At 43.4% G+C, this 23,068-nt stretch carries 12 protein-coding genes; 7 read left to right on the forward strand and 5 right to left on the reverse strand.

The genetic code is table 11. From position 1 onward, the window contains the following. Window positions 1-41: 41 nt before the first annotated feature. Window positions 42-1,325: a bifunctional folylpolyglutamate synthase/dihydrofolate synthase gene (locus G3570_RS10220; protein ID WP_165141950.1), complete on the reverse strand. Its 1,284-nt coding sequence runs from the start codon at window positions 1,323-1,325 to the stop codon at window positions 42-44. A gap of 81 nt (window positions 1,326-1,406) precedes the next feature. On the opposite strand from G3570_RS10220, the gene G3570_RS10225 reads away from it, so the two are divergent. Beyond that, window positions 1,407-2,486: a quinone-dependent dihydroorotate dehydrogenase gene (locus tag G3570_RS10225; protein ID WP_249066960.1), complete on the forward strand. Its 1,080-nt coding sequence runs from the start codon at window positions 1,407-1,409 to the stop codon at window positions 2,484-2,486. Between the two features lie 243 nt (window positions 2,487-2,729). Here G3570_RS10225 and porW read toward each other — a convergent pair whose 3' ends face one another. Together porW and pyk are read right to left on the reverse strand one after the other, a co-directional pair. Next, complete coding sequence (porW, locus tag G3570_RS10230) at window positions 2,730-5,765, reverse strand: type IX secretion system periplasmic lipoprotein PorW/SprE (protein ID WP_165141952.1); 3,036 nt, start codon at window positions 5,763-5,765, stop codon at window positions 2,730-2,732. A 122-nt stretch (window positions 5,766-5,887) separates the two neighbouring features. Beyond that, window positions 5,888-7,321, reverse strand: coding sequence for a pyruvate kinase (pyk, locus tag G3570_RS10235; protein ID WP_165141954.1), 1,434 nt, complete (start codon window positions 7,319-7,321; stop codon window positions 5,888-5,890). A 560-nt stretch (window positions 7,322-7,881) separates the two neighbouring features. Here pyk and G3570_RS10240 point away from each other — a divergent pair. The 5 genes from G3570_RS10240 to G3570_RS10260 all read left to right on the forward strand — a co-directional run bounded on the left by G3570_RS10240 (window position 7,882) and on the right by G3570_RS10260 (window position 16,139). Further along, window positions 7,882-9,303, forward strand: coding sequence for a GWxTD domain-containing protein (locus G3570_RS10240; protein WP_249066961.1), 1,422 nt, complete (start codon window positions 7,882-7,884; stop codon window positions 9,301-9,303). An 885-nt stretch (window positions 9,304-10,188) separates the two neighbouring features. Then, a complete protein-coding gene (locus G3570_RS10245) occupies window positions 10,189-13,293 on the forward strand; it encodes a SusC/RagA family TonB-linked outer membrane protein (protein WP_165141956.1) in 3,105 nt (1,034 codons plus the stop codon). A gap of 29 nt (window positions 13,294-13,322) precedes the next feature. After that, a complete protein-coding gene (locus tag G3570_RS10250) occupies window positions 13,323-14,789 on the forward strand; it encodes a RagB/SusD family nutrient uptake outer membrane protein (protein WP_165141958.1) in 1,467 nt (488 codons plus the stop codon). 36 nt (window positions 14,790-14,825) lie between these two features. Further along, on the forward strand, window positions 14,826-15,275 hold the full coding sequence (locus G3570_RS10255) for a hypothetical protein (RefSeq protein WP_165141960.1): 450 nt from the start codon (window positions 14,826-14,828) through the stop codon (window positions 15,273-15,275). Between the two features lie 186 nt (window positions 15,276-15,461). Next, complete coding sequence (locus tag G3570_RS10260) at window positions 15,462-16,139, forward strand: hypothetical protein (RefSeq protein WP_165141962.1); 678 nt, start codon at window positions 15,462-15,464, stop codon at window positions 16,137-16,139. A 312-nt stretch (window positions 16,140-16,451) separates the two neighbouring features. Here G3570_RS10260 and G3570_RS10265 read toward each other — a convergent pair whose 3' ends face one another. Together G3570_RS10265 and G3570_RS10270 are read right to left on the reverse strand one after the other, a co-directional pair. After that, on the reverse strand, window positions 16,452-18,599 hold the full coding sequence (locus G3570_RS10265; RefSeq protein WP_165141964.1) for a GWxTD domain-containing protein: 2,148 nt from the start codon (window positions 18,597-18,599) through the stop codon (window positions 16,452-16,454). A 93-nt stretch (window positions 18,600-18,692) separates the two neighbouring features. Further along, on the reverse strand, window positions 18,693-19,418 hold the full coding sequence (locus G3570_RS10270) for a hypothetical protein (RefSeq protein ID WP_165141966.1): 726 nt from the start codon (window positions 19,416-19,418) through the stop codon (window positions 18,693-18,695). Window positions 19,419-19,962: 544 nt separating this feature from the next. On the opposite strand from G3570_RS10270, the gene G3570_RS10275 reads away from it, so the two are divergent. Further along, the gene (locus G3570_RS10275; RefSeq protein WP_165141968.1) at window positions 19,963-23,052 is read left to right on the forward strand and encodes a SusC/RagA family TonB-linked outer membrane protein; all 3,090 of its coding nucleotides are present in this window, start codon (window positions 19,963-19,965) and stop codon (window positions 23,050-23,052) included. Window positions 23,053-23,068 lie beyond the last annotated feature (16 nt).

Here is a 23,068-nt window from a genome sequence, read left to right on the forward strand (position 1 = left end):
CACTGCGCTGTAAATGGTGGAATAATCAGAGTAGATATGATTTAACGGTCGTTTACGAAAGATGCTATCCAATCCCTGACCGTTGAGTAAAAGTAAAAACTTCCTGTAAAAATTACTAATTCCGTTTCAAATTCTTCAAATAACCGCTTTTGCTCATTTTTTGTTACAGGAAACGGACGCACGGTCGGTAATAACGCTTGGACCTGATCTAATGTTGCTGCCCGCTGAGTGTTTAACTCATGATAAAATATTTTATTGAATACTGAAAACTCATTTATCAACTTCCGGTTAACCTTATCACTCATCATCGATAACACGACCGTGCACTCTTTAAGGGGGGCAAGTCGCTCTGCAGACTCTTTCATGGATCGCACAGCTTCAAAATTATGGGCTCCGTCAAAATACCACTTGAAGCGATTATGAACCTTTTCGAATCGACCCAGACTTGGGTACAAAGTCCGTACATTGGAAACACCCATTCGATATTGGTCATCGGAAACAGGGAAACGATCCTTCTGCAAACGACTTACCACGAAGGCTGCAGCAAGGTTATAAACCTGAACCGGAGCGTTGAGATCACTTTCCAATCTCATCTCTTTTTCATCCGGATGAAGGAAATAGGTACCTGACTTAAATTCCGGGTGAAGTTCTTGGATATCATGAACAGGCGCTTCTTTATCCTGGGCTATCTTCTTCAGTACATTCTTTGCATCCTCATTCAGGTTACCGAATACTACCGGCTTAGCCTGCTTAATGATGCCGCCTTTTTCAGCCGCTATTTCCGCTACAGTCTCTCCAAGAATATCGGTATGGTCCAGGGAGACATTGGTTATCACAGAAACTTCAGGGGTGATCACATTGGTCGCATCCAGCCTGCCTCCAAGCCCTACTTCAATGATGGCCAGATCAACCTTCATGTCACTAAAATACCAAAATGCGATGGCCGTGCTAATTTCAAAATAGGTTAACCTAAAACTTTTCAGTAAGCTTTCATGGCTGTTGAAAAAATCAAGGAGGGCTTTTTCTGTTATTTCTTTGCCGTTAACTTTAAAGCGCTCGCTGAAATCAAGTATATGCGGTGAAGTATATAGGCCGGTTTTATATCCGGATTGCTGATAAACGGATGCAAGGATATGACATGTACTCCCCTTTCCGTTCGTTCCACCTACATGGATTGTGGGGAAATCGTTTTGCGCATCGCCGGCCGCCCTGCAGAATTTCCTGAAGCGATTCAGGTTAAAATCAGCCGCACTTTTACCGGATGATTGAAACATCGGTATGGACTCCAGGTATTCCCTAACCGCTTCATAGGATTTAAATGGCATAAGTTAATACACACTCGATTTCATTCTTATGGTAAAGCTCTTTACTTTATCTCCGCAAGATAACGATCCTTTAAATCCTATATGATATATAAGTCTCTTGTACGGCAGCTTCTTTTCAATTTTGATGCTGAAAAGGCGCATGATATTACCTATCGTTTTGCTGAGATTGCATCAGGCAGTTCTATTCTAAAAAGTATTGCAAAAGCCCTCTACAGTTATCAGTCACCCAAACTATCCCAGCAGGTTTGGGGTCTGAACTTTAGAAACCCCGTTGGACTCGCAGCCGGTTTTGACAAAAATGGCAAAATACCGGCCATCATGGAAGCTATCGGCATGGGTTATGTTGAAGTGGGCAGCATTACCGCCAATTCCAGCACCGGAAACCCCAAGCCACGCTGTTTTCGATTGCCCAAGGACCAAGCACTTATCAATCGCATGGGATTGAATAACGATGGAGCCAAAACTATAGTAAAGCGTCTTCAAAACAAAAGTATATCTTTTCCGCTGGGTATCAATATCGCCAAAACCCACGATCCGCAGATCATGGGTGATGAGGCAATCAGGGATTATATATTCAGCTTTAAAGAGGCCAAAGAGGTTGCCGATTATATCACCATCAACATCTCTTGCCCCAATACCACTGAGGGTAAAACCTTTGAGGATCCGGCAGCACTAACAGAGCTTTTAGACGCTTTGAAGCTACGGGATGATGCTAGCATCGTTCCCTCATTGATCAAGTTTTCTCCGGATCTATCCAAAGATAATCTTCTTGAACTACTGGAAATCTGTGAAAATCACCGGGTGCACGGCTACGTTGTTTCTAACACTTCTTCTGATAGAAGCAGTTTAAAGACGGAATACAAAAAACTAAAAAAGATAGGTAAGGGAGGACTTAGCGGACCCCCTCTTGCATCGAAAAGTACAGAGCGCATTCGGTGGATAAGCAATGCCACGAAAGGGCAAAAACCCATAATCGGGGTAGGAGGTATTAATTCGGTTGAAGTAGCATTAGATATGATTCGAGCGGGAGCCGACCTGCTGCAAATCTATACCGGACTGGTGTATGAAGGTCCCGGTTTGGTAAAGAAAATCAATAAAGGCCTGGTCGATTACATGGATAGGCACGGCCTTGAATCGATTCACCAAATTCCCAAGGAGTAAGTGTTGGGTATAAGGTTTAGGGGTATAAGGTATAGGGTATAAGGAATTTGTTGCCATCCCGAACTTTACCATGGGTATTCCCTCAGGATTTTCGGGATCTATTGCACAATTTATACAATGACCTTCAGTTTAACTTCTATGATGCCAATGTATAAGAAAATTTTCAAGCTATTTCACAGAGTTACACAGAGGTTACAGAGTTTCACAAAGGTCCCTTAAACCCTATACCTTATACCCCTAAACCTAATAACCCCCTCCCACGGGGAAACTAATGCTGCAGCTCTGATTCTTAATCCGGTCATTCAAAGTGTAAGGATCAAAATAGAGACGGTTGTCAATTGCATTTTGGAATGCCTGGTCTATCCGTCCCGGTGCCTGGCTTGATAGCATTTTCACTACTCTCACTTTACCGTTAGCCTCTATATAGATTTCAAAAGTGATCTCTCCCGATAGCGTCCGTCTGTTCACACCTTCCGGGTAGTTCACCGTCGAAAGGAAATTTTTCATCCCGCCAACCACATCGAACTGTGAATCCAGATCCTCGCATGCACGCAAAAACTGTTTAGAGGGCTGCTTTTGAGTTTGAGCAACGGTTCGGTTCTCGTGCTGAGCTTGTTTTTTAATTGGGAAACTGATACTGCAGCTTACCGCCTCCGGCTTTCCGTTAATCAGTATAGGATCGAAATAGAGGAAGCTATTGATAGCATTATCAAAAGCCTTTTTGAGAGCAGGCGGCAGCTCTGTTGTTAAGGGAGTGCTGGAATCAACTTTTCCATCTTCAGAGACCACAATTCGGTATGATATTTCTCCCGCTTCAACTTTATCACACAATTCACGCGGATAATCAATCCTTGACAGGAAGTTTGTCATACCCCCTACAATCTCAAGATTTGTCCCAAGGTCTCTGCAGGTACGCAACGCTTTTTTCTCCTGTGTTACGGTTTCTACAGGCTCAGCTTCGGTTTTTGTTTTAGCGGTAAACTGAATCGGTGGAGCTTCAGTCCTTAGTTCGCTGTTCAGATACTTTCTTAAAGTTTGTACGTCTTCACCAAGTGGTTTATCAGCGAATAGACTGTCATACTCTGAAATTGTATTCCGAACGCTATCCCAATAAGTGCCATAAAATGGATAGAGTTGCGCAACCAGGGAATCACCGGCAACCGAATCCGGTTCAGTGGCAACGTTTAAAAATTGTCTATAGCGTTCTCTCTCAGTATTATTTTTTGCCAATTGAACATAACTGCGGATTGATCTGTAGTGAATGTAAGGAGCCATATCAGATGAACTGTTCGCCAAAGCAAGACGTCTAAACTGTTCCGCCTTATAGATAGAGAGAGTATCTGATGCATTTTCAATTCTCTGAAGCTGCGCCAAGAGGTTTTCTGAACCATTCTCCCTCTGCTGCTCACTTTCTGCCATGCCATTCAACCTTACATCCACCTTATCCGCATACCTGGTTTCAGGGTATTCCCTTAATATTCTATTTCCCCAATAGCGGAATTGCTGATCATTTCCATTTTCACTGTTGATCTCAAAAAGTGAATACATAGACTGCGGCACCAACTCACTTTCAGGGTAATTTCGGATGATGTCCAGAAAATAGGTGCTTGCACTGTCGGGCATATTCATGGTAAGTAAAAAGAGATTTCCCAATCGATATTTGGCACCGATCAGCCTCTGGCGGTACTCTTCTTTTTCAGTAGACGTAGCCGGAATCTCACTCAGATCGATATTCAATCGGCTGTCTATATCCTCGCTTAGTATCTGAGGCCTGTTAATCTGCCGATCCTCTTCTCTTTCAACATCGGCGAGTCCCGTACTCCGCACCACCTCAATCCTGCGCCAGTTATCTACCAGTGGACGACTTCCCCAAAGAGCTTGAAAATTATTGATGGACTCTCTCTTCAGTCTCGGATTTTTGTAATTGAGAAACCCGTACAGGGAAGTATCACCGGTTAGGTTATCCGATGGTCTGTTGCCGACATTGGCCAGACGGCCGGTCGCACTCTCCCTGTTTTGCAGCCTGCGATTGAGGGCCTCCCTCCTCTTATCACGAAGCGTATTTACCACCGAATCCAGATCCGAGGATGAGAGCGAGCTCAGCCAAAGAAGACTGTCAACCCTGTTAATTTCAGATTTCAGCTCTGAATAGGATCCATAGGCTGAGGCAAGCTCTCCCGCATCAAATTTATCTTCCAAAAATTGGGTATTGGCATTTTGTGTGGAGGCAGAATCGTAGTAAGCCGCAGCCGTCGTAAAGTTTTGGTACTGATCACTATAGATTTTACCGAGGCGGTAATAGGTTTTTGCCCGAACATTTTGGGAAGGAGCCGTTTTGCTGTCGTGCAGAATCTCCTTATACCTCTGTTCAGCCTGCTGTATATCTCCCATCATTTCATAGGTCCGCGATATCTCGTAGTTAATACGATCCAGTCTTGAAACATTTTTGTCATCCCGGCTCATCGAAGTATAGATAGAAATTGCTGACTCCAGATTGCCTTCTTTTCTTGCAACCTCGGCCTTTTTCATTCGTGACCAGTAGATGTATTCGTAGTCAGGAAATTGAGAGGCTACTTTATCATAAGCAAAAAAAGCTTCCCCATATCGTTCCAGCCGTTCCAGAACCTGGCCATAAAGAAAAAAGGCCCTGCCTTTAAGCTTTCCGTCACGCAGCCCTGCCATAGCTTCTCCCATGTAATCAGCCGATTCCTTCCAGTTGCCGAGCATCGCATAGTGTTCTGAGAGCAGTACTTTCAATTCTGCCAGATAGGAACCGGTTAAATATCCAACATTGAGCGCGCCAGTAATGAATGAAATTCCTTCGAGGTATTCTTCAAGGTCGAGCTGACTCCGAGCTTTCCAGACAAGTGCCTCCTGCCGGTATCGCCGGTTGGTAGTGAGTTCAGCTAATTCCTCAAACTTTTCAATGGCCAGGTAAAAGTCCTCTTTGTAATAATAGGATTTTCCCAGCAGGTATAAGGCGTCATCCGTCCATTTTGATTCGGGAAACTTTCGGAGGATTTCTGCTCCCTTTTCGATGGTATTGTCGAAGTTTTGCTCTGATACACCCGGGGGCGAAAGGTGGACGCGCTGCGGCATTTCGGGATTTACTTCAACGGGTTGATCTTCCACAGTCCGTAAACCGGCACTGTAACTTTTCTCGGCATTGTAATAGGAGTTGTAGTGAGCCCTAAAGTTCTTCCAGGAACTTTTAATACCGGAACAACTTACCAGGATAAGTGTCAGGAGAAGAAGAGATATGTATTTTGAAAATTTCAAATATCAACTCTCAAAATTCAAACAAATCAAAAGGATCAATTACTAAATCCAGACCCCATGTTTCGAATTTCAGTCATTGAAATTTCGAATTTGTTTGTAATTTGTTACTTGTAAATTGCTATTTATTCTATTGTGCTCACCTTGATCATGTTCGTACGACCGCGCTTGGCAATAGGCATACCGGTAGCTATGATAACCCGGTCTTCCTTGTCTACCATACCATGACGCTTCAGGTACTCTTCCATTAGCTTGACGCTCTTATCGGTATCAAAGATTTCATCAATTTTTACCGGACGTACCCCCCAAACCAGACCAAGCTGTCTTCGTACCTTGTCGCTTTCAGTAAATGCCACTATCGGCACTCGTGGTCTGAATTTGGCAATTCGCCGTGCTGTACTGCCTGAATGGGTTATGGTGCTGATAACCTTGGCCTCAACATTCTCACCGAGCATAACGCATGAGTACGCCAGGGATTCTATAACTTGCTTCTCTTTCCATTCCGGTTTTCGATAACCGAGACTGTTATAAATATGAGTAGCATTTTGCTCCACCGAACGGCAAATTTTGTCCATTGCCTGGATAGCTTCCACCGGGTATTCGCCGGCAGCCGTTTCACCGCTGAGCATCACAGCATCGGTGCCATCAAGCACGGCGTTGGCCACATCCGAACTTTCCGCCCGGGTAGCACGCGGGTTATTAATCATGGAGTCGAGCATTTGGGTCGCAGTAATCACCGGCTTACCGGCTTTTCGGCAACGCTCGATAATGTTCTTTTGCACCATAGGGACTCTTTCACTGGCAATTTCAATACCCAGGTCTCCCCTGGCGACCATGATGCCGTTCGCTTCTTCGATGATTTCATCAATCACTTTTACCGCCTCTGGCTTTTCAATCTTTGCGATGATAGCAGCCTGGCTTCCGGCTGCCCTAACACGTGAGATAACCTCCTGTACATCATTGGCCGAACGTACGAACGACATAGCGATATAATCGACGTCTTCCTTGACGGCATGTTCCAAGTCCTTAATATCTTTCTTAGTAAGTGAAGGCATGCTGATCTTCACATCCGGTAGGTTCACACCCTTTCTTGATTTCAGCAACCCTCCCACTTCTACCTTTGCAACAACCGAGTCTTCATTCTTCTTGACAATTTTCAGTTCCAGAAGACCGTCATCCATTAGAATTTTGTTCCCCTCGGCAGCATCATTAGCCAGATCTTTGTAATCAATGGGGATTACTTCAGAGGTACCTTCAATATCTTCGGAAGTCAGGGTGACATATTCCCCCGCCTCCAGCTCCTGACTGCCATCCTTCATTTTCCCTACCCGTATTTTGGGCCCCTGTAAGTCGGCTAGAATGGGCAGACTCAGATTGTAGCGATCTGCCACTTTCCGGAGGATGCCAATAATTTTTGAATGGTCCTTGTGGGTGCCATGCGAAAAATTAATCCTTGCCACATCCATACCGTTGCGAACAAGCTGGTCGATCATCTCTTCTGAATTGCTGCTTGGCCCGAGGGTACAGACTATTTTGGTTCTTCGATCACTAAGATTCATTAAAAAAGTTGTTCAATAAATTCGAATTACATCGGTGCCGTGAAAAGTAGCTGAGGCGATGGCAACGCTTTTGAATAACATCTGAAGCTACAATATAATGATTAGATAAAAAAAGCTAAGCTGAATTGTCTTTGGGGTATAAGGAATAGGGTATAAGGTATAAGGAACTTCGAGTAACTCTGTGGCTTCTCTGTGTAACAGCTTAAATATTTACTCAATAATTGACAGATTTCAACTTAGGCTAAAGTCCAATGAATGTTAAGGGCCATAGACTACCATAGGAGGAGGAAGTTAATTTCCTAACGTAAAGCCCCACCCTCCAAGGGTCGCGCCCCTTGGAGGGTGCTTACCTTATACCCAATCTTCATATTTTCGAATTCCTCGACCCTTGGAGGCCGGTAAATGAACAAACCGAATGATCCATCCAACAGTGATGTTGCTGGCTACTTATAATAATTATGCTCAATTAGAGTTTATATGATACCCTGTAATCATATTTCACTTTTAACTTATCCTACTTATTGCTTATTTGTGATAGACATGCATCAGACTGACCGACTATGAATAAAAGAAAGCACTTAAAGGCCATTCCGTTTTACCTGCTGTTGCTTAGTGTAGCTCTCGCTTGCTCACGTTCCATGAATCCGAATATTGAGAGAGGATCTACCTTTAAATTCAGGCAGGGCTTCCCGGAAGTACGAATATCAGCTATTGGTTTCTTAGACGAAGGAGATGATCCCGGCATTGACGTAACGGCTGATATCGTATACGGCAGCCTAATCTATAAAGAGAATCAAGACAGCCTGCAGGCTCGTTTTACTATTGAAATTCAGGTTCTGCCCAAGGACAATACTTCAGGTTCCCCGACCACCCACCAGGAGACTATTACTATAACAAGGTCAAATTCGAATATTGTAAATAGCCAGGATCTCTATTCATACGATAAGCGAATTCCTGTAGATCCCGGCACCTACGATATTAATGTTACCGTTATCGATCGAAATTCCGGTAAACAATTAACACGGCAGACTCAGACATTTATACCCGATCCAGGTAACAGCGTACAGAATCTCACCAACATTCAGTTATTGGGTAAAAAAGCAGCCGGTGATTGGGCTCCCATTACCACCTATGACGTTCAGCGTGATGTAGACTCCCTGATGTTTCGTCTTCAGGTTACCAATAACACTTCCGAAGAGCCCTTGGCCATCAATGCCAGACTGATGCGCTTTGAATCGGATACCACCATTGCACGCCCGATGTACTTTAATGGGTATAGCCCATCGAGCATACAATATAAAGGTATTGATTATGACGAGGAGGAGGTTTTGCAATCCACCCGAAGGATATTGACCCAGCCGGGCAGCGTTCTCATAGAATATAAATTTGGCAGCCAGCCACGGGGAAATTATCGCTTTGATGTTCAAAATGACGAGGATGAAGAAAACCGTCTTTTTAAAGCGCGTGACTTCGGGGTTAAAAGCAAGAACTATCCATCCATCAAATCTGCCAGGGAGTTGGCTAGCCCACTTTACTATCTGATGAGTAAAAAAGAGTATGAGGAACTGATGGCCATTCAGGATAAGGACTCCCTGAAACAAGCCGTAGATCGATTCTGGCTTAAAAACCTGAATAACAAAAACCGGGCTCGCCAGGTTATACAGATGTATTACCAGAGAGTGGAAGAAGCCAACAAGCAGTTTTCAAATTTTAAAGAAGGTTGGAAAACCGACTTGGGCATGATCTATATTCTCTTCGGTCCACCCTGGTATGTTGACCAATCGTTGAATAGAATGCGGTGGTCGTACTCTTATAACCGCGATGATCCCGAATACAATTACCTCTTTGAGACTCCTAAACTACAATCGGAATTTTATCCGTATCAGAATTACCTACTGCAGAGAAACCAATACTACTTTAATGTAGAGTACCAGCAGACCCAGCTCTGGCTGACCGGGCAGATATTGCGCAGAAGCCTATAAATAAAACTGTGCAGATAACGTGTGTCTTCTGCACAGTTTTATTAAGCTCCAAATACCAAGCGGCAAATAACAAACAAAAGACAAATTTATAATGACCGGCAAAGTAAAGGACTAAATGGTCATTATTTAAGTTGCTTCCGCTGGAGGTGGTAGTATCACCGTCCTTATTAGCAGCAAACGTTAAATAAAATTCTTCCCTAAGTTGTTTGCTACTATCGTTATAAACTAAGCAAAAAGGGAGCACTATAGATCAAAACTATAAATTCGTCTTTTCGAATGCTTTCTGGACTTAATGCGATTTGCTAGAAATCATTTTTATGAGATCCCTGCCTTCGCAGGGATGACCTATTGATATGAAATAACTGAAAACAGTAACAGAACATTACCACCCCGGACTATTTCGCTCAAATTAGAGCAGTAACGTTCCGACCAAATGTAATAAAATGTTAACAGGTTGCCACCTTATCTTTCTATAAAGATAGATTGCATAAAAATGCCCTCTTTGCAGTCAGTCTCGATCATGCTAAGAGATGAGTCATACAATACAGAAATACGCTTTTTGAGACAAATAATGATGATTATTGACTTCCTGAACAGCATATTCTTTCCACCTAAAGCAGAGCTCCCTTTCCTTTAGGATACAGGGTGGCAATGGATAATATTTTTTGTTTTTTTAATGCTATAATTTAACTTAATTAGGTTCATAAAAATGTCACAAATGACATTGTAAATCTAAATCCCCAAAACGGCAGTTGAACAGGCTTAAATAAGGACAACAATAACTACCGTATTATCTTTTTCTTGGGGATCAGATGGTACGGTCTCCTTTCTATTCCTATTTGGCTGCTTTCCGAATAATTAAAACAAACAAATATGAGGTTATCTATGCTTAGAAAGATACTCTATATAGCAACAGTATGCCTGTTTACGTCCGCTGCGGCCTTTGCCCAGACCGGTACGTTGTCAGGAACCGTTACTGATGCAGAATCGGGTGAAACTCTTCCCGGGGCCAACGTATTAATCGTTGAGCTTCAAAGGGGTGCATCCACTGATACTAACGGTGAGTTTACGGTCGAAAATATTCCGGCTGGAGAATATAACCTGCGGATCTCTTTCGTCGGTTATCAAAACTACACCAGAACCATTCAAATTAACTCCGGACAGACTACCGAAATCAATGCCGAAATGCAGCCAGGCGCTGTAGGCCTTGACGAGGTTGTTGTAACCGGTTACGGCACTACCACCAAAAGAGAGCTGACCGGTTCAATTGCCAGTGTAAGCTCTGAAGACTTTGAAGGGGTAGACGTTCAAAATACTGAAGCGATCCTTCAGGGACGTGCTGCCGGTGTAACTGTTACCACCACTTCAGGTAACCCGGGCGGTGCCTTCCAGGTACAAATCCGTGGAAACGGTTCTATTAACGCTGCTTCTGAGCCTCTTTACATTGTAGACGGTGTTCAGATCAGTTTTGATCAGCTTTCTGCCCAAACTAGCCAATCTCCTCTCAACTCAATTGCACCGGGCGATATTGAATCTATTGAGGTGATAAAAGGTGCTTCTGCTGCCGCTATTTACGGTTCGCAGGCTGCCAACGGGGTAGTTCTGATTACTACCAAAAGAGGTCAATCCGGGACCACCAACATCTCTGTTCGTGCGCAAACCGGTATAAGCGGTGCTACTCAACGCGTTGACTACATAAGCACCGAGCAGTATCTCGACTTTGTTGGAGAAGGCTGGGCACTTAACGCAGGTGTTACTCCTGTAGGAGATGCGGGTCTGGAAGAGGGTGGATCTTATATTCCATACCGTGATGCTTATGAGAATTTCTTTCTCGGCTTCTTCGGATCCCCAACAGGAACACCTGATGATCCAACCGGTGACGGGACGTTAGCCAACACCGATTGGCAGGACTTCATCTACGACCAGGGAGTAACCCAGCAATACAGGGTTTCTGCTGATGGTGGTAATGAAAGCACCCGCTTCTATATTTCCGGTCGATTTGAGAAAACCGACGGACATATTTTCAACAGTAAGTTCGATGCTATCGGTGTTCGCAGTAACTTCGACCATCAGTTTTCGGATAAGTTCAATGCCAGCCTGAACCTGAACCTTTCTCAGACCAACCAGTTTGGTATTTGCCAGGACGGTAACTTTATTAACTGTCCTCCTTCTCAGGCTATGTTCGAAGCTCCGATGTCTTTCCCATTCTTTAGCAATGGTGAATATAGCAACCTTACTAGATTCGGACGATCCAATAACCCTGCGGTTATTCGTGATGAGGTTGAGAGAAACGTACAGGTTATCAGTATTCTAAGTAACCTGAATCTCAACTACCAGTTCACTGACTGGTTAAACCTGAATGCCACCGCCGGTGTTGACTATCGTAATGTCGAAGATGAGCGTTATGAAACTCCTATTGCCGATCCCGGTGTAGACGGAAGTCTTTCTTACGATTATCGTAACGTATATAACTTCACAACCAACGCAACGCTTAACGCACGTTATACTTTCGACGACGTTCACAATGTATCCGGTTTCTTGGGTACTGAGTATCGACGAAACTACTGGACTCGCGTAGGAACAACCGGTGAAGGTTTCCCGGGCAGTTTCTTCCGCGTACTGAACGCTTCTTCAAGTCCTGTTGAAGCTTCCGGTACCAACAGTGAGTTCCGAATCGGAAGTTATTTCGGTACTGCCAAGTACAATTACGATGAGAAGTACTTTGCTGCTGTTACTGCTCGTTATGACGGACACTCACGTTTCGGTAATGAAACACGCTGGGGTTTCTTCCCATCTATTTCCGGTGCATGGAGAATTTCTGAAGAGGACTTCTTTAATGCAGACTTCGTTAATGAGTTGAAGCTGCGTATCGGTTACGGTGTAGTAGGTAATGCTGCTATCGGTAACTTTGCTTCACGCGGACTTTATTCAGCAGTCGGTTCTTACAGCGGTACTACTGCTCTTACTCCGACTCAGCTGGCTAACGTCAACCTGAGCTGGGAAGAGGCCAGAGAGATCAACCTTGGTCTTGACTTCGAAATACTCGAAGGACGCATCAGCGGTGCTATCGATGTTTACCGCAGAGACAATGAAAACCTACTGCTTGACCGTGAGCTTCCAACCGAAAGCGGATTTGGAGATATTACGGAAAACGTAGGTGCAGTACGTAACGAAGGTGTTGAACTTGAGCTCTCTTCTGTTAACGTGAACACCGGAGACTTTGTCTGGCAGTCACGCTTCAATATAGGAGCTCTGCGCAACGAGGTACTGGATCTTGGCGAAGATGATGTATTAAACGAGAATGACTTTAACGAAGAAATTCGTGTAGGACAGGCTATCGGTATCTTACAGGCACCGAGATGGGCTGGAGTTAACCCTGCCGACGGTCGACCTATGTGGTATGACATTAATGGAAACCTGACTTACAGGCCTAACTTCAACGACGACTCCATCAACTACAAGGATGGTGTAGCCAACTACACCGGTGGATTCGGAAACACCTTTAACTATAAAGGACTACAACTGGATGTATTCTTCCAGTTCAGTTTCGGAAAGTGGGCTTTCGCTCAAAGCGACTGGTACTTTACCAGAACACCTGACTTCCTCATGAACCTGGATGAAATGGTACTTGACCGCTGGAGAGTTCCCGGCGATGTTACCTACTTCCCTCGTGCGCATGAGGCAGGTACTGACTTCAACGAAACAGCAAACTTCAGAACCCAGCTGGGTACTCACTCAATCTACAATGCAAGCTACATTCGCTTGAAGAACGTATCATTGAGTTACAACCTGCCGGCGTCTCTTACTGAAAAACTTAACCTCCGCGGACTGCGTCTGTTTGCCAACGGTCTGAACCTTGCTACCTGGACCGCATGGCCTTTCTATGATCCGGAAGTTGCTGACGGCACCAACGATATTTATGGTAACGTTGTGGCTGCTTCTTATCCGACCGGATTGCAGATCAATGGCGGAATTGAAGTTCAGTTCTAAACAATTTTATAAAGTTAGAGGTATACACTATGAATAAACTTAAATATTTAAAGTATCTACTGGTTGTAGGCATCTTCGCTTTTATAGGATGTAACGACTTTTTAGAGAAACCTAGCCCGGCTACGTCTGTACCCGGTGAGCAAGTACTGACCTCCGAAGAAGGAGTAGTTAGTCTGCGGGCTTCTATGTACTCGCGTTTACGAGCCAGTTTCGACTACTCTACCGAGTATTTTGTAGGGCCCAGCGCTTTTGCAGATGAGACTAGAAACCGTCCGGGATCCACACGCTTCCAAGGTTTAAATGAAGCAGTCGGAACCGACGGCGACACTAATGGTCTATCTTCTTACAGCGATACCTACGAGATCATACTGGACGCCAACCTGTTGATCAGTGGCGTTCAGGATGGAGTGCTTGACCAGGCCACCCTAAACCGCTATCGCGGTGAAGCCTATGCTCTCAGAGCTATGGCTTTGCATCATTTGGCGCGTGCTTTAAGCTACGAACCCGGTCAGGAACAAGGCGGTTGGACGGAAGGTATAGTCCTCGTCACTACCCCTACACAGGATATTGCTGATGTCGGACCGAAGGCTCGTGCATCTGTATCAGAAGTGTACTCACAGATTCTTTCCGATCTTACTGAAGCTAGAAACCTGCTTTCAGGAGTTAACAGTGATAACACCTATATCACTGAGGCTTTTGTTGACGGTCTCACTGCCCGCGTAAATCTTTACGCCGGTAACTGGGGCGCTGCCAACACAGCTGCAGGAGATGCAATCTCAAATAGTGGGCGTTCATTAGAAAACACTGATTCAGGTGTTGCTAATATGTTCGATGAAACCGCTGGAGGACATCCTGAAGCTATCTTTAAGGTGGTAGTAAATCCTGATACCGAACCTATTGCGGGAAGTAATGTTAATAACGGATTGGCAGCTTACACTGCAGAGCAGTGGTCAGCACAGTTGCCAACCAACGTGGTACTTGACAGTTACGAAGCCGCCGATTATCGACTCGGGTGGTACGCTCCTTGTTTTGACAGTTTTAACGGGGCTGCAGAATCTGACTGTGCCGATGTGAATGATGAAGGTTTTGAACTTCAGAAATTCAATGGTGAGTTAGGGAATTTAGCAGATGATATTCCTTACATGCGGATTGCTGAGATGTACCTGATTCAAGCCGAAGCAGCTGCTAAAGATGCTAATAGCGTCGCTGCCGGTATTGGCCCTTTGAATACACTTAGAACTGCAAGAAATGCAAGCACCGTAGCTGCTGCAGACTTTGCTGATCTCGAAGAATTCGAGGATTTCATCCTGCAAGAACGTATTCGAGAACTGGTTTCCGAAGGACACCGTTTCTGGGACCTGAAACGTCTTGGTCGTGACATCCCCAACACGGATGGTTCTACTAAGATACGTTACGATTCCTATCGTATTCTGGATGATATCGGAGCTGGAAATATCAGCTCTAATCCGGAACTCGTTGAGAATCCAGGCTATTAACGGTTAATTCAAAAATTTCTTAAAGCATATTCAATTATGAGAAAATCAATCAAAAACACAGCACTTGCAGTTTTTCTGCTTCCCCTGCTCTTTATGGGTTGTAATGACCTGTTCGATAAGGGTGATGTAGAGAAGACATATGACGGCCCTGATGTGGTCGCTTTTGCGGACTTGCAATCTGAAGTAACTGAAGGTTCAAGTCTCGACGTTGAAGTTCAGTTCATTAGCAGCCAAGGTTTAGCTAATTCTGATATTAACGTCAGCCTAAGCGCTGAAGGGGCTCCCGCCAGTACTTATGCACTTAGCACGAACTCCGTGACTATTGCATCTGGAACTGCAACCGCTTCATTTACAATCGACTTCCCCACTAATGCTGACATAAGCGATGGGGATGAGGTAACATTAACTGTTACCCTCAGCAGCAGTGATGTTGCAGCCGCTGAAAACCTTAATACAAAAACCATCTTTATATCAGGTGTTGATTAAACAACATCTATTGCACTAACATAATCAGTGCAGATTTGGTTTATTTAAAAGCCGTCCCGTTAAATCGGGACGGCTTTTTTAATTGATAGCATTCTTATATTTAAAAAGGTACTTTTCTATATAGAATTAAATTGATATCTAATTCGTTATCTTACCTTGCCAATTAAAATATCATACACTCCAAGAATGAAAAAGCTATTACTTTTAAGTATTCTTACAGTCACATTTTTTACCAGCTGTATCCAAACCCCGGAACCTGACTCCCCTAGAAGACTGGCTATAGTCCTAAACGTAGCTAATGTCGGTAATGATATTGTAGTAGATCAGGATACCGTTAATATTGAAGTAGTAAAACTCCTTGCCGACAAAATAAATTTTTCGTTTCTAGATGACAGGATACTACAGACCCAGCCAGACGCACTGGTGATGACCTATCGGAATCAGTTTGAGGGAGAGGACGAAACAATCGTAGCAGCTAACATCGGGATTGATGATTTCCGCGGTTTTAAGGGTATGAGAGTGTTTATAGATACTCCAAAAGAAGGCGACAATATCAGTGATAACCAATTCTTCGGTAGTTCTGATAACTATTCATTCATCCTTACAGGAAGTTTTAATGGGAAAAACTTTACTTACCTGTCAAGTCCAGTATTCGAAAAGAATTTCCCATTTGATTCAAGTATTGAACTCACTAATGAGAATGAGACCCTGTTTAGCAAAATATTTTACGATATGAGTGAGGTTCTGATTGATAATGAAAACAATCAATTATTGGATCCAACTAATCCTGATAACCAAGCTACTATTGATTCCCTTCTACAAGAATCACTGGAAATTGAAGCCAGAGCAATTGATATTCTGTAGTTCTAATAGCAAAGATGAAAAATAGTTAACACATGCCAAGTTTTCGAAAACTTGGCATGTGTTATTTTTGGGGATACCAATAAACCTTACTCCCATTCCCCCGGTCTGGTGCCGAATTAAATAGATCTGACCACTTCTACTTGCTTCCGGAACAGAGCACCGGAAGCAGTAAAAATGAAAGAGAAAGCTCTGTGTAACTCTTTTTCCTCAGTGAAACTCTGTGAAATAACTGGAAAGGATTCTAAAGATGAATCGTTGGTGCTTCACTTTAGCTTCCCCAGCAGAGCAGCGGAATCAGAGATATTAGTAAGTTCACTCAATAGAGAATGGTTGCGTCTTAGTAAACGTGGAGTCAGAATTCAAATCACTGATAGAAATGTTCAACAAGTACTCACCGGGTTCCTGATTGGAGGTATCAATAATTATCACATTCTTATCGGAATCCCCGATCACTGTATTATTAATCGCAATACTTAAGAGTGCATCTTCCCTTCGTCCGAAGAGCCCTCTTTTCTCTTTGGTAATAGAATACTCAAAACTGTATTCACTGATCTCATCCGTACCCTTGGGTAGGAGGTTATAGAGCTCATAATAGAAGCTGAGATCCGATCCTTGAGGTATCACTTTTTTGTGGGCTATGGTAAAATCGATTGAATCCCTGCTGATTTCGTTATCTTTGTCTTCCTGGTAGCTATACCCCATGATCAAATCACTTAGCTGCAGCCCCTCTGTAGGAAGAGGTTCGCCTAGATCCAGCCGGGTATTATTAATACCTTTAAGAGAAGCCGGGAATGGACTTTCGGAAGCGACTTTCTCTACTCCAAGAGAATCTGAACTGTGCAACTCATGCGACAACAGAATTTCCTCTATGCCTTCCTCGTAGGGAATATTGAATCTATTTTCTATGCTTTGGAATGATTTTACGGGTCTTTGTATCGACTCACTTTTCAATGTTTCCCCGCTTTCATCCCGTATCTCATATCCGCCAATCAATCTGTAACGATCAGCCAACTGGGTTTGGAGTGAATTTGTTTTCCTGAGTATGTCATAATAAGCCGCTTCATCCAGAGTAATCTGTGTAAAAACCTTGCTGTAGGGTTCGCTCTGTTCATTTAAAAACCGGTAGGTATAATATTCAGCCGGCATTTCTATAAGGTTTTCGAACAAGGTAGTTTTTTCATTGGGTGCCCTGCTCTGAATAGCCACCAGTTTTGTGCCGTGCATAGTATCAAATTCCCTCGCTAGTCCTTTAAAACTCGTGCCGAAGGAGTTGGAAACATTGATAAAACGGTCCATCATCTGGTCATAGGCATTGCCAAAATAGGCATCCAGGGCTGCAAATTGCTGATAATACATGAGCTGTAGTATTATCGCGGGTGTCAAAGTAACCTGAGAGTTTTGACTGGCACTAGTATTATTAAATTGTACAGATTGACGACTTCTTTCATTAGATTCCGAGTCTCCGCTTCCCGTCCCTCCCCCAGAACCTTGTCCCGAGAACGAGTAATTGTGTTGCAGATAACTGCGGTAAGCCCCACTTGGGATAAAATCATCCACCGATCGGATTCTACGAAAACTGCTGGTACCATTTCGGGTTCCGAACATGAATACAGTATTCTGTAATTCCTCATTCAAATCCCGATATATCCAAACTTCATATCTATTATATTCATGATATTGTCGCACCCGATTCTCAAGATTCATACGCTGTGTGGAAGTAATAGCCAGCTGTTCGGCCGAGCCAAAAGAAGGGGGCCGTATGCCCTCTTTCAGAATGCGGGTTACGAAACTAGGGATATAATTCAGTTGACCCTCCTTAGAATAATAGGGTTTACCATATTTAATATAGATATCGGCACGGTCATCAAACTCTTCTCCATTTGCTTTCACAAAATGGTTACGCGCATAATTGATTCGCTGCCAGTGCTCTATTAATCGTTCGTTATAATCGGTGAGCGGGGTTGGATCCAGTGAATTCCAGTAGTTTGCGATTTCTTTCAATGCCCCGGAATCAGAATTCTCAATTCTATCTTCCAGGTTTCTAAAACGTTTCCTTTCCAGGAGGGGCCGTAAAAGAGTAAGCTCATTTTGCAAAGCCTCCTTTTCAGAGTCAACAATCTTTCCGCTTAAACCCCAATAGTATATTTCAGAGGCGGCAGTGTAGTAATCTTCTAGTTTTTCCTTTGTAGCGAGTTGAATAAAAGTCTGTGATATGCGAAAATCAGAATCCTCAAGGTTACTCTTTGCTTCCAACCATATTTGCAGTGCCTCTTCAAAATTCCCCTCTTCTAGTTCTATGAGACCCCTGTTATAATATCCCTCCTTATCAACTTGGGGAGAACTTGCGACAAGATGAAGCGGAATAAAAGTCAGAATAAAAATGCCCGCTACCTTCCGTTTCTTCATACTGAAACTGAGAATGGTGCGGGCAAAATTCACAATGTTCTCTTTCGAGGTCATAACTGGAAATTCAAAATTGCTAGGCTATTTCAATGCATAATGCGATAGACTCATTAGTAAGAAAATTTATACAATAAACGAATCTAAAAAGTTCTAGGATCCGGATTTTAGCTGGTCGTAATGGGCCAGTATGTTGTCAAGATCCTGCTCTTCACCGAAATCAAGATTTTGTTGATCGGCAAATTCTTCTACCTGGTCTCTTAAATCTTTTTCAAGAGTCCTTAGAATATGGCGCTTCTTGAGCTTTACATCATGATACGAACCTGATTCATCAATGATAAAATATTCGGTATCATCCACATACTCATCTTTGATATTTGCCGATCCATATGTGGGAATATTCTTCTTAAGTGAGCTACTGTAATGGGCAATCATTTTCACATTGCCATCATACATTATTCTAACAAATGTAGAAGGTTTGATATCATGGTCCTCTGACTTAAATCCGTTTTTAAACACGATGTTTTCAGGCTGTGCAAAAAAGGTAAAACCTTTAATTTTTCCCGAATTCATCAAATAGACTTTCTCCCCTCTCGTAAATTCAAGAATATTATCAGCTATATTTAATCTAAGTAGGAGCTCTTCGGTTTCTGCTTTTTCGGTAATCTGAACTTTTCCTTTAAGCCAATCGCTGTTAAAATATGGGTCTCCTTTCACATCACGACTTTGAGAACTTAAATAATAGTCACCGCTGGTATTATCCAGTGCCTGGCTCATTTCCATCAGTTCTGCATCGGTAAAGTTAGAATCCTGCGCAAGTGCCGCAAATGCAAAGGTAAAAGAGAAAATCGTTAGTAATAGAATTTTGAGTAATTTCATTGCTAAATAGTTTAGTGCTTAGATTGTTTATGCGGTGCTTAAGAAAGCTAATTATTAACCCAATCATTATAAAATAATCTTCGTAACACCACCATTAACAATAACTAAATCATCATTGAAATATTATATAACTCTTTCAATATAAATGTGATCAGCTGAGTATATATCAGACGAGTCATTGATTTAGCGTACGAATCGGCAAAACCACTATCAATATATCTCGATAATTTTTGGAATAAGACCCAATTAAGAACCTTAATTTATTGTCGTATAAATCTATATTTATTAGACGAATAGATATAAATACCTAAGACTCTTAGAAAGATTAGGAAATAATTTAGGTTTTTTAATTACAAAAATTTACATTATTAACGATGTGGGGATAAGTATTTTATCTCCTCATATCAGCGATTAAGAGGGATGAAATTGCACTATATATATTAATAGATCGGCTTACTTTATCTTGGGGATTAAGTTAACCGAAAGCATTTCTTACCATTTTTTCGCCAACCCAATAACAAAAACATACACATAGAGGTTATTTATGCTTAGAAAGATACTTTCTACGGCTTTTGTAGCCCTCTTTATGACTACGCTGGCTTATGCCCAGAGTGGCTCCATAACAGGGGTTATAACAGACCAAACTTCAGGTGAAGCCATGCCCGGAGTTACCGTACAGTTAGTCGAATTGAATCGTGGCGCAGCTACAAATATTGACGGTGTCTATGCCATCACTAATGTACCTGCAGGAACTTATACCCTAAGAGCTTCTTTTGTAGGCTTTAAGGCAAGATCCGTACAAGTCACCATCGGATCCGGTGAAACAACCCGAGATCTGCAACTTCAACAAGACATTCTTGGTCTTGAAGAAGTGGTAGTTACCGGTGTGGGAACGGGAACAGAAACAACCAAGTTGGGTTTCTCCGTTGCCAAAGTAGGTGAACAGGAGTTAACCACAGTGCCTGCTGCCGATGTGGGATCTGCCATTCAGGCCAAAGTGCCGGGCGTGACCATTGTCAAAGCTTCCGGTGACCCTTCTCGTGCTGCAACCATCCGACTTAGAGGTTCCACTTCATTGTCAGATGACCAGGAACCACTGATTATCGTTGACGGTATCATTACCGACGGTAGTCTGGCTGATATCAACATGCAGGATGTGGAGTCCATTGAGATTGTAAAAGGTGCTGCTGCAGCTTCCCTTTACGGTTCACTGGCCGGTAACGGTGTTATTCAGATCATTACCAAACGCGGTTCCAAGTCTATTGACAAACCACAGCTTACCTTCCGTAGCGAGTATGGGTTCTCAACCCTTGGTAATGAATACCCGGTAGCCAAAACACACCCATGGGTAGAAGACTATACCCTGACCAGCGACGGTGCAGCCGTAGCTTCATGGCCCGGCTTTAATACTTACGATGCTGACAGAGTTTGGGATAACGAATTCCCGGTTTATAATGATAACCTGGATGCCGTTTTTGAAGGACAGCCTTACAACTCCAACTTCATTAACGTAGCCAACTCATCGGAGACCTTTAATTACTATGCTTCCTATGAGAATCTGAGCCAGGAAGGTGTGATTAAAAACCTACCGAACTACAACCGTAATTCGGTTCGATTGAATGCCGATTATACGTATGACAACCGCTTCCGAATCGGATTCAGCGGTTCGTATGTAAATGTTGAGTATCCTGATATCACCGAACAGGGACAGGGGTCTAACTTCTTCTATTCGGTATTAACGGCTCCTCCGATCATTAACTTCAATGAGAGGAATCCAAACGGAACTTTTTCAAACAGTCCGCAGGGATATGATATCGTAGGTAGTAACTTCCAGAACCCGCTTTACGTAGCTGAGCAGTTCCAGGATAACTTTACCCGCGATCGTTATATCATGGGTTTCACTGTCAATTATGAAATCAATGATAATTTCACAATTGACGGACGCCAGTCTTTTGACAAGCGTTTTACCTTGCAGGAGACCTTTGCACCGGTTGGATACCAAACTCCAACCCCAAGTACTGCCCTGAACAACGGATTTGAAGGAAGAGAAACCTTTGAAAACTCTACTTCTATTACCGAATTATGGGCTACCGGCCGTTTCCAGGTCGAAGATTTGGGCATCCGTGTAATTGCCAAGTACTTGTATGAAGACAGAGAATTCGAAAATTATGACTTCTCAGGTTTTAACTATTCTGTATCCGGAATTCGAAACTTCGGTGCGGTAGATTCTGATACTTACAGCATCGGATCAGAATTCATCACGGAACGTGCAGAGAATATTATTCTGGATTCCGAATTCGACTACCAAGACAAGCTGATTCTTGGCGGTATGGTACGTCGTGACGGTTCTTCCAGCTTTGGTGAAGACGAGCGCTACTCCATCTATTACAGGGGTTCGCTGGCTTACCGCGTGACCGAAGACATTGACATAAACAATGTACAGGAACTGAAACTACGTGTTTCTTACGGTACTTCCGGTCTGCGTCCTCCTTTTGAGGCTCAGTATGAAACCTATTCTGCCGGAGCTACTGTACTGCTTCCAAACGTACTCGGTAACACCGAAATTAAACCTTCGGTTGTTGCAGAAACTGAGTTTGGTGTAGATGTAGCTTTCCTTGATAAGTTTAACGCTTCTCTGAACTACTCATGGACCAACACTACCAACGATTACCTGCTTGCACCACTTGGCGGCGATAATCCGTTCTCTGCCCAATGGCAGAATGTAGGTGAGATTGAGAACAGAACCTTTGAAGCTTCTCTGCAAGGTAACCTGGTTCAACAGCGTGACCTTCAAGCAGGGTTCAACCTCTCATTCAGTAAAACCCTGCAAAAAGTTACGGATCTCGGCGGTGTACCTGCCTTCACCCGTGCTGCAGGAGCTGCCATTAACCTCTTCCGCTTCGAGGAAGGAGTTTCCTACGGCGCTATGTATGGTAACAAACTCATAGGCTCCGTTAATGAGCTTACGCTCGATGAGAACGGGTTTGTTCTGAACGCAGGCGGAGGCACCCTGACGCCGGACGACTTTAGCGTCAATAGCCTTGGTCATGTTGTTATTACAGCAGATGCAGGCACTCAGGCAGAACGTCCCATGTACCTTGTAGATGAAACCGGTACCCCGGATATCGTTCAAATCGGTGACACCCAGCCTGACTTCCAGGTAGGTCTTTCAGGTAACTTCAACTGGAAGAACCTCGGACTCTTCATGGTATGGGATTGGTCACAAGGCGGAGAAGTGTATAATTACTCCAAACAGCTGCTTTATTTCAACTTTATGCATGCTGACCTGGAAGATTTCACACGCGCCGGATTTGATCCTGATTATGCTCTTGCTTCTGATGGATTGTACAATGCATCCAATGCACTTAGCCACTTTGTGGAAGATGCTTCCTACCTGAAGCTTCGTGAAGTTTCTCTCTCTTATACCCTAACCAACAGTAATCTTGGAAAAATTGGGAATTACCTGAGAGATGTACAGTTCTCGGTAGTAGGTCGTAACCTGCTCACCTTTACTGATTATACAGGATATGATCCTGAAGTTGCTCTGAGAACCAACTCCACCAACTTTAGGATTGATGAATACTCATATCCAAACTTCCGAACCTTCTCGGGATCCGTAAGAGTAAGATTTTAATCCATAAAAAATATTT

It is taken from the genome of Halalkalibaculum roseum (assembly GCF_011059145.1).
Lineage (GTDB): Bacteria > Bacteroidota > Rhodothermia > Balneolales > Balneolaceae > Halalkalibaculum > Halalkalibaculum roseum.